General features: G+C 38.9%; 17 protein-coding genes. 7 read left to right on the top strand and 10 right to left on the bottom strand.

Annotation, left to right across the window (positions count from 1 at the left end):
• Positions 1–13 precede the first annotated feature (13 nt).
• Positions 14–991, bottom strand: coding sequence for a ring-cleaving dioxygenase (locus ACZ9AO_RS14040; RefSeq protein ID WP_476109274.1), 978 nt, complete (start codon positions 989–991; stop codon positions 14–16).
• Positions 992–1,233: 242 nt separating this feature from the next.
• On the opposite strand from ACZ9AO_RS14040, the gene ACZ9AO_RS14035 reads away from it, so the two are divergent.
• Positions 1,234–1,833, top strand: a complete 600-nt coding sequence (locus ACZ9AO_RS14035) for a nitroreductase family protein (RefSeq protein WP_476109273.1) — start codon at positions 1,234–1,236, stop codon at positions 1,831–1,833.
• Between the two features lie 178 nt (positions 1,834–2,011).
• Here the strand turns inward: ACZ9AO_RS14035 and ACZ9AO_RS14030 are convergent, their stop codons facing one another.
• From ACZ9AO_RS14030 to ACZ9AO_RS14020, 3 genes are read right to left on the bottom strand one after another with little or no spacing between them, the layout of a single operon-like run.
• The gene (locus ACZ9AO_RS14030) at positions 2,012–3,064 is read right to left on the bottom strand and encodes an alpha/beta fold hydrolase (RefSeq protein WP_476109272.1); all 1,053 of its coding nucleotides are present in this window, start codon (positions 3,062–3,064) and stop codon (positions 2,012–2,014) included.
• Positions 3,057–3,560, bottom strand: a complete 504-nt coding sequence (locus ACZ9AO_RS14025) for a hypothetical protein (protein WP_476109271.1) — start codon at positions 3,558–3,560, stop codon at positions 3,057–3,059. Before ACZ9AO_RS14025 ends, ACZ9AO_RS14030 begins: the two co-directional genes overlap by 8 nt.
• A gap of 27 nt (positions 3,561–3,587) precedes the next feature.
• The gene (locus ACZ9AO_RS14020) at positions 3,588–4,349 is read right to left on the bottom strand and encodes an SDR family oxidoreductase (protein WP_476109352.1); all 762 of its coding nucleotides are present in this window, start codon (positions 4,347–4,349) and stop codon (positions 3,588–3,590) included.
• 405 nt (positions 4,350–4,754) lie between these two features.
• Between ACZ9AO_RS14020 and ACZ9AO_RS14015 the strand changes: the two genes are divergently transcribed.
• Positions 4,755–5,204, top strand: coding sequence for an OsmC family protein (locus ACZ9AO_RS14015; RefSeq protein ID WP_251539989.1), 450 nt, complete (start codon positions 4,755–4,757; stop codon positions 5,202–5,204).
• 55 nt (positions 5,205–5,259) lie between these two features.
• On the opposite strand, the gene ACZ9AO_RS14010 is transcribed toward ACZ9AO_RS14015, so the two are convergent.
• Entirely contained in the window at positions 5,260–5,511 is a 252-nt protein-coding gene (locus tag ACZ9AO_RS14010) for a YkuS family protein (protein ID WP_034307261.1), read from the bottom strand.
• A gap of 98 nt (positions 5,512–5,609) precedes the next feature.
• On the opposite strand from ACZ9AO_RS14010, the gene ACZ9AO_RS14005 reads away from it, so the two are divergent.
• Entirely contained in the window at positions 5,610–5,744 is a 135-nt protein-coding gene (locus tag ACZ9AO_RS14005; RefSeq protein WP_095392115.1) for a YuzL family protein, read from the top strand.
• A gap of 126 nt (positions 5,745–5,870) precedes the next feature.
• Here the strand turns inward: ACZ9AO_RS14005 and ACZ9AO_RS14000 are convergent, their stop codons facing one another.
• Positions 5,871–6,035, bottom strand: coding sequence for a hypothetical protein (locus ACZ9AO_RS14000; RefSeq protein WP_161922473.1), 165 nt, complete (start codon positions 6,033–6,035; stop codon positions 5,871–5,873).
• 95 nt (positions 6,036–6,130) lie between these two features.
• Here ACZ9AO_RS14000 and ACZ9AO_RS13995 point away from each other — a divergent pair, with 95 nt between their 5' ends.
• Complete coding sequence (locus ACZ9AO_RS13995) at positions 6,131–6,322, top strand: hypothetical protein (RefSeq protein WP_375541153.1); 192 nt, start codon at positions 6,131–6,133, stop codon at positions 6,320–6,322.
• Between the two features lie 138 nt (positions 6,323–6,460).
• Here ACZ9AO_RS13995 and ACZ9AO_RS13990 read toward each other — a convergent pair whose 3' ends face one another.
• The 3 genes from ACZ9AO_RS13990 to ACZ9AO_RS13980 form a co-directional block, all read right to left on the bottom strand.
• Positions 6,461–7,399: a magnesium transporter CorA family protein gene (locus ACZ9AO_RS13990; RefSeq protein ID WP_034307265.1), complete on the bottom strand. Its 939-nt coding sequence runs from the start codon at positions 7,397–7,399 to the stop codon at positions 6,461–6,463.
• A gap of 777 nt (positions 7,400–8,176) precedes the next feature.
• Entirely contained in the window at positions 8,177–8,449 is a 273-nt protein-coding gene (locus tag ACZ9AO_RS13985; protein WP_048678031.1) for a hypothetical protein, read from the bottom strand.
• 63 nt (positions 8,450–8,512) lie between these two features.
• Complete coding sequence (locus ACZ9AO_RS13980) at positions 8,513–9,592, bottom strand: nitric oxide synthase oxygenase (RefSeq protein ID WP_476109270.1); 1,080 nt, start codon at positions 9,590–9,592, stop codon at positions 8,513–8,515.
• A 264-nt stretch (positions 9,593–9,856) separates the two neighbouring features.
• Here ACZ9AO_RS13980 and ACZ9AO_RS13975 point away from each other — a divergent pair, with 264 nt between their 5' ends.
• Both ACZ9AO_RS13975 and ACZ9AO_RS13970 read left to right on the top strand, forming a co-directional pair.
• The gene (locus tag ACZ9AO_RS13975; protein ID WP_048678030.1) at positions 9,857–10,180 is read left to right on the top strand and encodes a winged helix-turn-helix transcriptional regulator; all 324 of its coding nucleotides are present in this window, start codon (positions 9,857–9,859) and stop codon (positions 10,178–10,180) included.
• A 139-nt stretch (positions 10,181–10,319) separates the two neighbouring features.
• Positions 10,320–11,237 carry an NAD(P)/FAD-dependent oxidoreductase gene (locus ACZ9AO_RS13970; protein WP_476109269.1) on the top strand — a complete coding sequence of 306 codons (918 nt, stop codon included), beginning with the start codon at positions 10,320–10,322 and terminating at the stop codon, positions 11,235–11,237.
• Between the two features lie 91 nt (positions 11,238–11,328).
• Here ACZ9AO_RS13970 and ACZ9AO_RS13965 read toward each other — a convergent pair whose 3' ends face one another.
• The gene (locus ACZ9AO_RS13965; protein ID WP_106027466.1) at positions 11,329–11,475 is read right to left on the bottom strand and encodes a lmo0937 family membrane protein; all 147 of its coding nucleotides are present in this window, start codon (positions 11,473–11,475) and stop codon (positions 11,329–11,331) included.
• A 268-nt stretch (positions 11,476–11,743) separates the two neighbouring features.
• On the opposite strand from ACZ9AO_RS13965, the gene ACZ9AO_RS13960 reads away from it, so the two are divergent.
• Positions 11,744–12,064 carry a YckD family protein gene (locus ACZ9AO_RS13960; protein ID WP_052137264.1) on the top strand — a complete coding sequence of 107 codons (321 nt, stop codon included), beginning with the start codon at positions 11,744–11,746 and terminating at the stop codon, positions 12,062–12,064.
• Position 12,065 lies beyond the last annotated feature (1 nt).

The following is a 12,065-nucleotide window of genomic DNA, read 5'->3' as shown; positions in this document are numbered from 1 at the left end:
CCTTTCCCGTTGTTTAATTAGTTGATTTTGTATTAAGTGGTTTTAAATTCGATTCAATATCCTTTCTTTTCGATTCCAAAAAAGGTGGCAGGGCAAGGTTCTCACCTAGATGCTGCTCAGCTTCATCCACTTCAAAACCAGGTCCATCAGTAGCTAGTTCAAATAATATGCCATTCGGCTCCCTAAAATAGAGTGAACGGAAATAAAAGCGGTCCACATATCCCGAGTTCACGAATTTCGATTCACTAATTTTTTCTACCCATTTTCTCAATTCTTTTTCATCATCCACCCGGAAGGCAACATGGTGTACTCCACCCCTCCCCAGCCTTTCCCGAGGTATATCATTCCTTTCTTCAATATGGAGCTCCGCTCCTGTTCCTCCTTCACCTGTCTCGTAAACGACTATCGGATTTTGCCCCCTGATTGCGGATGGGTATGTGCCTGATTTCCTGAACCCCAATACCTCGATAAGAACACTTTCTATTTGTTCAATATTGGGTACTGTAAGTTTTACTGGTCCTAATCCAAGGATGGAAAACTCTTGCGGTACTGGGCTTCCATCCCACGGAAATCCTCCTTGAACGCCGTTATTATCCTGATCAGAAACCAGAAGAAGCCTCTGCCCTTCAGGATCTTTAAAAGAAAGTATCTTTCTTTCAAAACGGCTCGATATTTCATCGTGCTCAACATTGAATTCCACAAACCGTTTTTTCCAATATTCTAGCGCTTCATCATCCTTCACCCTTAAAGAAATTTCTGAAATGCTATTGTTTCCCTCATGAGTGCGGGCAGCATTTGGAATTTCAAAAAACGTCAATTCCGTACCCGGTGAACCAATTTGATCTCCATAAAATAAGTGATACACACGAACATCATCTTGATTCACCGTTTTTTTGATTAATCGCATCCCTAAGACTTTTGTGTAGAATTCAAAGTTATTTGCCGCTTTTGCTGTAATCGCCGAAACATGATGTAATCCTTTTAATTCCATCCGTACCACTCCTATCTTTATAAATCTCCCCTTACGGAGATGAATTAATCCGCTAATAATATCTCGAATTCGAGGTATTTAATCTAACATAATACTTTTAATGCAAATATCTTGATTTAAAGATAAACCACAGGGATAAAATTGTCAACCATTTTCATTCAAATAATTTCAACCGGATTCACTTATCATAAAATAAAAAAATCAGGCCAAAATAAATCGGTATAAGAATGGAGGTGTGATATATGGTTAAAGATTTTTTTAGCGCAATTGAAGATAGACGCTCTTATTATTCCCTTAGCAAGGAACATGTTGTTCCTGATAAAAGGATTAAAGAAGTTATCGATCATGCCGTTCAATACTCCCCTTCCGCTTTCAACTCCCAAAGTGCCAGAGTGATTGTTTTAACTGGTCAAAGCCACGACCAATTATGGGATATCACGAAAGAAACATTAAGAATAGCAGCGGATGGCAAAGATTTTAAAAAAACGGAAGAAAAAATGAGGTCATTTATAAATGGTTATGGAACGGTTTTATTCTTTGAAGACCAGGCCATAATAAATAGGCTCCAAGAACAATACAAAACGTATGCCGAAAATTTTCCGATTTGGTCGAACCAATCTTCTGCCATTTTACAATTTGTCGTATGGACTTCCTTGGAAATTGAGGGGTTTGGCGCAAGCCTTCAGCATTATAATCCTTTAATCGATGACGAAGTGAGAAAGACATGGGATATATCACCAGATTGGAAACTCATCGCACAGATGCCCTTTGGAAAACCCACTGCAGAACCTGGCGATAAAGACTTCTCACCACTTGAAGAAAGAGCGAAATATTATCAATGATATAATAGTGGCTGGCTCTACATAACGAGCCAGCCCTTTTATTTTATTTCGCTTTAGTAATCCGGAAATGTTGCAAAAAATTTTGAAAATATCAATGACGCAAAGCCTATATACTCAACAACCGGCATGATTTTGATATCCTCACTGAGGTTCAACACGTATATTTCACATCCCCCTCTTATTGAATTGGTGAAGAACGCCCTGGCAGCCATTCCTTCAAATAATATGGGAGTACACCGGAATATTGTTTAGCAGCATGTCCACTTTTCAATAGGCTATATGTCTTATCCTTACATGTTAAATGCTCCATTACCGGATAAATCATTTCCTGCGGGACCAGTCGATCATACTTACTTGCTATGACCAAAACACTAGCATCAATTTTCGATAGCTTCGCTTTTTTTCCCCTTACCTTAAAGCTACCATTAACCAAGCTATTTTTTATCAATAAATCCTGGGTTATTTGTTTTGCGGCTGCTCCGGATAATGGTACATGCCCATTAGCCCAAGCATTGAAGCGGCGCCAGTTTTGAACGTATTTCTCATCATCCGCTTGATTCAATAAAGATAAATAAGGTGATATATAGACGGGCGATGTAATTAACCGGATTCCATATTTAACTGCACTGGCCGGTATCGTTTGATAAATATCTATTGTCTCGTCAAAATCCGCTGTCCCTTCTTTAAGCGCCTCCTGCCATTGATCAAAAAATTCCGAGGCACTGAAATCCACCGGGGTCACGGAAAGTATCAAATTCTTGATCGGCTCGTCTGCAATGGCAGCATATATTGCGGCTATTGTACCGCCGAGGCAAAACCCCATGACTGTAATTTCTGATGCTCCAGAGTGGCGTAATGCACGCTGCACTCCTTTTTGAATATAATCGACGATATAATCTTCGATCGATATGTCACCATCTTCAAATCCCGGGCTTCCAAAATCAAGCAAATACACATCAAAACCTTCATTTACAAAAGATTCTATTAAACTATTACCTGGGGATAAATCAAGGATCAAGGGAGTATTGATTAGTGAATATATAAGAAAAACCGGTACCTCATATTTTTTTTGTGCTGAGGGATAAAACCAAAGCGTTGATTTGTTTTTTTTCCATACCGCTATTTTCGGAGTCAGTCCCATTTCAGGCATTGGCTGATTGGGAATATCCAATAAATGTTGCCATTTAGTTTTGGACTCAGATTGATTTTTCGGCACTTTCCGCTTAGCCATTTGAATTCTCCTGTCCAACTGAATTGAACTCAGGCAACTGTGAGCTTAACAATAAGGAGTTATTTATAAAGTCAGATATCCTTTTTTTACTCCCTTCCATTTCATTGGATGCCACTCTTGATTTCTTTTTGATGCTGCGGGATGAATTGGCATTGCCTTTATTGCGAATTGAAGAATTACCCCCGACATTCCCGCCCCTATTCTCAACAAGTATAGAGACCAATTCTTCCAACCCATCAATTTTTTCTTCGAGTTGGATGACTAATTTCGCTAAACTCGCCACATCTTTTTTTGTTGGATAATTCATGATGATGGACATTCTTTCTGATGCTTCCTGCAGACTATTTATTCTTGGCACCTGCATTTGCGCATTATCGCTCACTCTTTCGATTAACTCGCGATTATTCAGCAGATTTTGAATTTTACTATTCAGCTGTTGCTCTTTTTGTGTGCCTAGTAATTTAAGCCCTTTATAAAAATTGGATTTTTCCGCCATATATTTCTTCCTTCCTTTCTCCTCCGTTTACACTAATGCCGATATTCCACCGTCAATGATCAAAATATGACCCACCATATAGTCAGAAGCCTGTGAGGCTAAAAATACGGCGGCACCCTTTAAATCATCTTCATCGCCAAACCTGCCAGCCGGAGTTTTACCTAATATGTCATAGTTAGACTTTTCAAGAATTTTCTTTGTGATTTTAGTCGGGAAAAATCCAGGTGCAATTGCATTGACTTGGATACCGTATCTAGCAAGTTTAACTCCTAAATCCTTGGTCAATGTAATGATGGCACCCTTACTGGTGTTATAAGCTATCGTATCCAAAAGCTCTGGAAACGTCCCGCCAAGTCCTGTCACCGATGCAATATTTATGATTTTTCCGGAATTTTGCTGCTTCATGACCTTCGCTACAGCCTGTGAAAACAGGAATGTACCTGTAACGTTAACATTCAATACTTTTTCCCACTTGTCCTTGGGAAGATCCAAAAGCGGACCTGACCAAGATGTACCGCTATTATTGACAAGAATATCAATGGTGCCGAATTGAGCAACCGTTTCCTGAACGACATGGTCAATGGCACTCACATCGGTGATATCACATTCAAAGGCAACGGCATTAACACCCATCGATTGCAAGTCTTCACATACCTCCTTACAGACAGGCAGATTTCGTGAAGCAATGACTATATTTGCGCCAGCCTCTCCCAACGCCATGGCGATCTGTTTGCCCAGTCCTCTGCCGCCGCCGGTAATGATAGCCGTTTTATTAGTCAAATCGAACATATTACTCAATGTAGTCAACTTTTCAGCCCTTCCTTAATGAAGTATTATTTATATAAAACCGTCTATATCATTATAGAAAAGCCTATCCAATATTGTGCTTAAAATAGCCTAATGCCTCTGCCTTTTGTTTCATCAACATGTATCTTATATTTAATAAGTATGCTTCTGTCAGCTAGCAGAAATTGAACCTACTGGAAACGTAATTCGGCAGGGTGGTAATTTATTTGTTCGATTCATACCTTAGCTTCGCACAGCGTTGGATTATTCGACCGGTTCGGCATTTCTTCATCCTTCTGGCGGATTAAAAACTCAGCCGATTGCTGGATTATTTGACTGATTGAGCAAAATCGGATACTTAACCTGTTTTGTCGTTTACACTATAGAATAGTAAGGAGGTTAAAAAAAATGACGATACATCACTTTCATTTAACTGCGGAGTGGCCTGGCGGCAGAAATGATAGCGGCACGATTCATTCTGGGAATCTTCAAACACTGATAAGTATTCCTACGGAAATGGAAGGACCAGGGATTGGAACTAATCCCGATGAAATGCTGCTTGGAGCGGCATCGACCTGCTATATCATTACCTATGCTGCCATGTTAGAGCGGGCCCATATAGAAAAGGTGAGCTTGACCATGCAATCGGAAGCGTTAGTGGATGTTACGAATGGTGTATTCACCTATAAGAAAATCATTCATCGCCCCGCACTTATATTGGTGCCGGGTACTTCTGAAAAAGTGTTTGAAAAAGCGAGGAGACTTGCTGAAAAAGCCGAAACATCCTGTATGATTTCCAGGGCGATCAAAGGGAATGTAGAAGTGGAATTGATTGCGGCAATTTCCATAGCACAGTAACGTTGAATAAACAGAAAAAGTGCCTAACCCTATATCGGTTTAGGCACTTTTTGAACTATTGAATGGTATTCACTTTATTTTCAACCTCACGGCACACTTCATCAGCCGTTAAACCATTTGCCTCAATGATAGACGCTTTTAATGAAGTATCGCTTATACCCATCACATTACTTTCCAAACCTGTTACCACACAACAATCCACGTTTTTTGCGTCAGCTTCTTGTTTAATTTCCACAACATCAAAACCTTTTTCACGAAGTGCTTCCTGAATATTCGTTAATGATTCTTCAACACCGATTCTTGACATCAACACACACCTCCTCTACCTTCTAATCTGTCCTTTTCACCCTCATTATATGTATAGGATGCAAAGGAAATAGGGAAAGTAATATCGAGGTGATAAACATGAATGGAAAAAACAAGAAAGATGCTTCACAAACTCGTTTAGGTTCTTCTCAGGTAGAGGGGCAAGGTACCACTACAAAAGAAACCGGGTCCTTCACTCAACCCTCTTCACTTAAAAAACAAAAGCGTACCTGATAAAAGAGAATCCTAAATCAACCATGAAATTCAAACCATGATACGAAAAAAAACGCTTGGTTTATCCGCCAAGCGTTTTCCACTGCATGATTCTTTTTTGCTTTACTTTAAAATCAGGGACTTCTCTTACATATTTTGCTTTCTGATTTCCTCTTGGATCTTTAGATCATTCAATTGATCTCCATCAATTTTTTTTGAATCCATTTTTCCTTTATCAGCTCCATCTGGGTTTAAATCACTTGCCCTTAAATTATTATTGCGAGATGCTTGCTCGTTCCATTTGGTCATCATGATCTCCTCCTCAGTCCTTTATCCTTCCCAAACCTAAGAATATTCATGAATACACCCCATCATTTATTGCAAAGATAAAAATGGAGGTGGTTATATTGGAACCAAACAAACCCGGCAATAAGAATGTACCGGATTTTAAAGAGTTGAACGATCGTATCATAAGAGAAGCATCAGAGAGTCCCCGTTTAGTGATTAAAACCAATTTGGATGTAAAGAATGTAAATGATGAGAACCCTTATTCAAATCGCATTAACAGTGAAGGATTTTCTGATTTTTTCGAGGAATAAAACAAAACATGCTTGGCAGCCTCAACCAAATGGTTCGCAGGCACCAGTTGATCTATAATAATCAGTTCAAGTTGAACACGCTGAATTGTTCAAATTGCACAAACCCCTAAAAAAACCGGCTTAAAAAGCCGGTTAATCTTAAAAATATTTTTTCTTCCAAAAAATGAATGCAGTCGTCCCCGCCAAAGTGATGGCAATTAATAATGTAAAAATGAAAGCAAACCGATTATGTTCAAATGGCAGTTCCACATTCATTCCGTAAAAACTTGCCACCATCGTCGGGAGCGTTAATATAATGGTCACTGATGTTAGAAACTTCATGGCATTATTGACATTATTGGAAATGATCGAAGCGAATGCATCCATCATACCGCTAAGAATGGATAGATACACTTCTGCCATTTCGATAGCCTGAGCATTTTCGATGATTACATCCTCAAGCAATTCTTTATCTTCTTCGTACATTTTCAAATAATTAAAACGGAGGATCTTATCAAGGACTACACGATTGGATTTCAATGATGTCGTAAAATAAACCAGGCTTTTTTCCAAAGCAAGGAAAGTATATAATTCTTTATTTTTCATTGACTGATGTAATTCACGTTCGGCTTCATTAGTCATCTTGTTAATCTGTTTCAGGTAACGTAAATAATAGGATGAAATCTCGAATAATATTTGTAAAGCAAACCTCGTTTTCTTATTGGTGAAAAAACCTTTGATCTTATTGTTTTTGAAATTCGCCAATATCGGTGTTTCTTTCAGAGATACCGTAATGAAACAGTCTTTAGTAAAGATCATGCCTATGGGAATCGTTTCAAAAATCGGTAAGTCTGCTTCATCCCTGGTCAAATATGGGAAGTCGACAATAATTAAAACATTATCATCCTCTTTTTCGATACGAGGCCTTTCCTCATCATCCAGTGGATCCTTCATGAAATTGATCGGTAACTTCAAAGTCGAGCATATATAATCTATTTCAGCTTCTGTGGGCGCGACAATGTTCACCCAGGAACCTTTTGTCATTTCCTCGATATTGTTCAGGTGACGGTTATCATCCGTCTTGTAGATTTCAATCATTTTTTGACCTCCTCTTCTATAGAGAAAGCCTTATTTACCTTCTTCGAGCAGATACTCAGGGAGAATAACAGTCTCGACTTCTAGCATCATATTGGCTTCCTCTTGCTTTCTGGGTTCAGGATCATAAGAACTGCTGCTCACTCGTATCCACTTCCTTTCGATTCTTTTATCTTAATCCTTATTCATTTAAAGCACAATAAATAATTTATTACCTGTAATCCTTGTTCAGGATTCGTAATTATCTGACTTTTATCAATTGATAAATAAAATACCACTTCAAAAAAAACGCTTGGGTAGCCACAAGCGACAGTTAGTAGATGGTTACAATTTTCAGAAGTTGATTTCCACTCCAGGCACTCGCTTTCCGCGGGCGATCCGGGAGCCTCCTTGGCGCAGCCTGCGAGGTCTCCCTTTGACGCGCTTTTCCCGCAGGAGTCTAGTTCCTTACGTTCCAATCAACTTTGTTTTAAAATCATGGGTTGGAATGGTCTCATCCTGAACCATGATTTTAAAGAATACCTGGTTATCCTTCATGTTTTTTTACTTTTTATATATAGGTAACCCTCATTCAGATTGAAGAAATTTGCGACACTCCTGCCGAATTACTGGGTAGCCAAGACACCACATGCGCTTGCTTTGATACGGTTTGGCAGACAGTCGGCGGAAAAGGAGCGAATTCTGAAATCAAAACAACCTTTTAATTAAAAAAACTGCAGACAAACTGAACAAGTTTGTCTGCAGTCTGACGCTTGGGTACTCCCAAGCGATTCTATTACTTTATCCATGCTTTGCATTATTATAATAGTGAACACCGTACATGGCGCCTTCATCCACCATTTTATTGTCATCATGATCATATGGATCAGGGTGACCTGCCTTTTCAATTACAGGATCAAGCTCTGAAGACGTCCTATTCCAAAAGCCTACCGTTTTTGCTTTTGCATTGGACCACATGTCCTTCACTTTTCCTCTGTTCGTTTTATTCGATAAAAATGAGACTCCGGCAACTCCGACTCCTAGTAATACCACGTTTCTTCCTAATGCCATCATTACCTTCCCCCTTATTTTTTTTGGCTTGCTATATATATACCCGCCGCCAGTTCATGTAAACATTTATTTATATGGAGGAATTTGATAAAAGAAATTAGGTTTCATTATTTCATTGTTATATGGCTGATGAAAAACATGAGTCGTGGCTGGTGACACCGGTGGAATTAACCAGGTCCAATCCCCCGTTACTTTCCGGTCATAAGAGGCTTCTTTTTCTTCGAATTTCTTGAATTGCTTAGCTGCTGTATGGTGATCAACAATGCTGACTCCGTGTTTTTTATACGAATGAAGGACTGCTTCATTCAGTTCGATAAGGGCTCGATCTTTCCATAAACTCGAATCACGTTTAACATCCAGGCCCATCCTCTCACCGATTGCCGGCAGCATATTGTAGCGTTCTTCATCAGCAAGATTCCTAGCACCGATTTCCGTTCCCATGTACCACCCATTAAATGGTGCAGCTGAATAAGTAATACCGCCAATTTCCAGCCTCATACCAGATATGATTGGAACTGCATACCATTTTAGTTGAAGATCTTCGAACCATGTCAGTTCAGGGTGGGTGATTTGAACCTCTTTAACGAGGCTTTCAGGTATATCATGAAAACTAGGGGTTTTTCCGTCCACTTGGACTACAAGGGGTAAAATATCGAAAGGTCCGAATTTCCCTTCCCATCCTAATGCCATACATCGCTTGGTGAATTCGATTGAACTTGAATCGCCGATTACACCATGTTCCGTCTCATATCCTGCATAACGAATAAGCTGATGATTCCAAATATCCACTTTTCGATCATGATCTTTCTGTTTAAAAATTGTAATCACAGGTCTGATATTCCCATTATTCGTAGCATATTCGATATGCTGGAAGAGGGCCGATACCATTTGTTCTTCGCTTTGAATCATCCTTTTATCAATCACCCTTAGTGATTCCCAAAAAAAGCGCCCAATGCATCGATTGCTATTCCGCCAAGCTAATTTAGCACCATAAACCAATTCTTCATATGTATGTTCATATCTGCCTGTTTCATTTATTTCCTTTTTAATTTGTTCGATCCTGCCATTTATGTCCTCTTCCGTTTTCAATAATTCCGGATAACTTGTCCGGATAAAGGATACGGCCTCTTGCAGTAACTCACTCATCTTTCCCACGGATCCTTCCATTTGCAAAACTTTGACTTCTATATTAAAATAACATATTTTTCATGGTATCTCTAAACAACACATTTTTTAAAAGCGCACTTTTTTTAAAAATGTGGCAAATCCGAGGCGGAATGCTTTTCATGATACTTAAAGTAAGCTCGTGAATTTCTTATACCATAACATCTCTAGTAACTAAATAATTTTCGGTAAAGTTGTTACATATGAGGTAAATGCATTATAATATATTAATAATGAGGTGATATGATGAATAATACGACACTTTGTCCACGATTTGAAAAAGGAATGCAAATCTTGAGTAAACGCTGGACTGGATTGATTGTCAATCAATTACTTAATGGCCCTCAACGGTTTTGTAATATTGAATCTGCATTCCCGATAAGCGGCAGGATTCTTTCTGAACGTTTAAAGGACTTGGAAATTGAAGGTATTGTTAAAAGGGACGTATATCCAGAGACACCGGTCAGGATTGAATATTCTTTAACTGAAAAAGGCAAGGCCCTTGCACCGGTTATGAACGAAATTCAAAATTGGGCACAAGAATGGCTCGAACCAATACAGAATCAATGATATAGGCTAAAGATAAGGGAGGAAGATCTGCCAGATGCGGACTTCCTCCTTTTTTTTGTTTAAGCTCCAGCGACTAGTGGTATATTTTTTACAGATAGAATAACACTAGGTTTATTCCAAATTTATGGGCGGTGAATTCATGAAACAAGCAGATTGCATTATTATTGGTGGAGGTATAGCCGGGATTCAGGCAGCGATCCAGCTAGGAAGATATAAACATGATATTATCGTCATTGATTCTGCTCAAGGCCGCTCTTCCATTGCCAAGGCATACCATAACATTCTTGGGTGGCCAGACGGTGTAAGCGGGAAACAATTAAGGACGCTTGGCAGGGAGCACGCTGAAAAATTCGGTGTCGAATTCACGGATGATACAGTGACATCTCTAGAAAAAAAGCAGGACAAGTTTTTTATCAAAACTAAAAATGACAGGGAATATCAAGCAAAAATGATTTTTCTGGGTACTGGCATTACCGATAACATTCCTCCAATCAAAAACATCTATTCAACTCTTGGGACATCCACATATATATGCCCTGACTGTGATGGGTATGAGATCATGGATAAGCAAACCGTTGTTCTTGGCGGCGGAAATACGGGTGCAGGCATGGCGCTTACTCTATTATATTGGTCAAAAGATATCATTTACGTAAACCATTTGAAATCTAAAATTGATGATGAGTATAGAGATAAGTTAACGGCAAATCACATTCCCGTTATTGAAGAGAAAGTTGGTCAGGTTCATGTTGATGCCAATCAGGAGTTAACGGGCATAGAATTAGTATCTGGTAAAATTATCAGAGCTGAAAAGGCATTCACGGCGTTTAAAGGGAACAAACTTAATAATGACCTAGCCTTACAATTAGGTGTGCAAGTCAATGAAAACAATCATGTCGTGGTTCATCCCCGGACTAAAGAAACGAATATTAAAGGAGTCTGGGCAGGCGGCGACCTCGTTGCCCATTCCGAACAAGTCACCATTTCCATGGGAGATGGCACCCAGTCAGCGATATGGATTCATAAGAGGCTGTTAGGCCATCCACTTCCTTATGATTGACAGTTTACTGAATTAAAAGGCGGCCTGTTCACCAGGCCGCCTTTTACATTGGTATTTAAAAGCTTTTCCAAGTCAGTCATTCAATACACATCTACATTCGATTCCTTCCCTTAAAAACCTTGACCAAAATGAGAATGACCGCGATGATAAGCAAGATATGTATAAACCCTGCAGCCACTTTAAAGACTAAACCAAGAACCCATAATAATATTATTACACCAATAATCGTCCAAATCATGATAATCCCCCTTTCTTCCCTTCCTTTTTATTAATAAGAAGTTTCAACAAAATTTCCACTTACATTTAAAATACCCATATCTTTCTCTAACAAACCTTCCCCTTATTTTTTACATAAAACTGTAAATGCTGTAAATGATAATAAAGAAATAAGGAATCTTCCATATTGATAATCATTCACCATTAGGAAGAGACTTTCAGGTTTTTAAAGGTTCTACAGTTCTTCAATTAGGAAGAAAAAATCATTAAAAAGAAGGAGTCGTTCATTCATGAAAAAGTTTTTCGTCATCTGTTTAACAGCTTGTTCCCTATTCTTAGTCAACCTTAATCATCCGGCTGCACAGGAAAATAAAGCAAAGACTGAAAGTGTACAATTCACTGATGCTCAAAAATCGGAAATTGCTAAGATCCAAAAACAAATACTCGCTGACAAAAAGATATTGATCGAAAAATATGTTGAGTATGGCGCGCTTTCGAAAGAAGAAGCCGATAAAATGGTTTCACATTTTGAAAAACATTATAAAATGATGGAAGAACATAATTTCCAAATACCGCCACACCGTCCGCATACACGACATATGCATAAGTAAT

The organism is Peribacillus sp. TE19612, assembly GCF_056279465.1.
This window is presented reverse-complemented; position numbering and strand designations above follow the sequence as displayed.

Bases quoted from the DNA above. Each gene is read 5' to 3' on its own strand.
- ACZ9AO_RS14040 (WP_476109274.1), bottom strand. From the start codon at position 991: ATGGAATTAAAAGGATTACATCATGTTTCGGCGATTACAGCAAAAGCG.
- ACZ9AO_RS14035 (WP_476109273.1), top strand. From the start codon at position 1,234: ATGGTTAAAGATTTTTTTAGCGCAATTGAAGATAGACGCTCTTATTAT.
- ACZ9AO_RS14030 (WP_476109272.1), bottom strand. From the start codon at position 3,064: ATGGCTAAGCGGAAAGTGCCGAAAAATCAATCTGAGTCCAAAACTAAA.
- ACZ9AO_RS14025 (WP_476109271.1), bottom strand. From the start codon at position 3,560: ATGGCGGAAAAATCCAATTTTTATAAAGGGCTTAAATTACTAGGCACA.
- ACZ9AO_RS14020 (WP_476109352.1), bottom strand. From the start codon at position 4,349: ATGTTCGATTTGACTAATAAAACGGCTATCATTACCGGCGGCGGCAGA.
- ACZ9AO_RS14015 (WP_251539989.1), top strand. From the start codon at position 4,755: ATGACGATACATCACTTTCATTTAACTGCGGAGTGGCCTGGCGGCAGA.
- ACZ9AO_RS14010 (WP_034307261.1), bottom strand. From the start codon at position 5,511: ATGTCAAGAATCGGTGTTGAAGAATCATTAACGAATATTCAGGAAGCA.
- ACZ9AO_RS14005 (WP_095392115.1), top strand. From the start codon at position 5,610: ATGAATGGAAAAAACAAGAAAGATGCTTCACAAACTCGTTTAGGTTCT.
- ACZ9AO_RS14000 (WP_161922473.1), bottom strand. From the start codon at position 6,035: ATGATGACCAAATGGAACGAGCAAGCATCTCGCAATAATAATTTAAGG.
- ACZ9AO_RS13990 (WP_034307265.1), bottom strand. From the start codon at position 7,399: ATGATTGAAATCTACAAGACGGATGATAACCGTCACCTGAACAATATC.
- ACZ9AO_RS13985 (WP_048678031.1), bottom strand. From the start codon at position 8,449: ATGATGGCATTAGGAAGAAACGTGGTATTACTAGGAGTCGGAGTTGCC.
- ACZ9AO_RS13980 (WP_476109270.1), bottom strand. From the start codon at position 9,592: ATGAGTGAGTTACTGCAAGAGGCCGTATCCTTTATCCGGACAAGTTAT.
- ACZ9AO_RS13975 (WP_048678030.1), top strand. From the start codon at position 9,857: ATGAATAATACGACACTTTGTCCACGATTTGAAAAAGGAATGCAAATC.
- ACZ9AO_RS13970 (WP_476109269.1), top strand. From the start codon at position 10,320: ATGAAACAAGCAGATTGCATTATTATTGGTGGAGGTATAGCCGGGATT.
- ACZ9AO_RS13965 (WP_106027466.1), bottom strand. From the start codon at position 11,475: ATGATTTGGACGATTATTGGTGTAATAATATTATTATGGGTTCTTGGT.
- ACZ9AO_RS13960 (WP_052137264.1), top strand. From the start codon at position 11,744: ATGAAAAAGTTTTTCGTCATCTGTTTAACAGCTTGTTCCCTATTCTTA.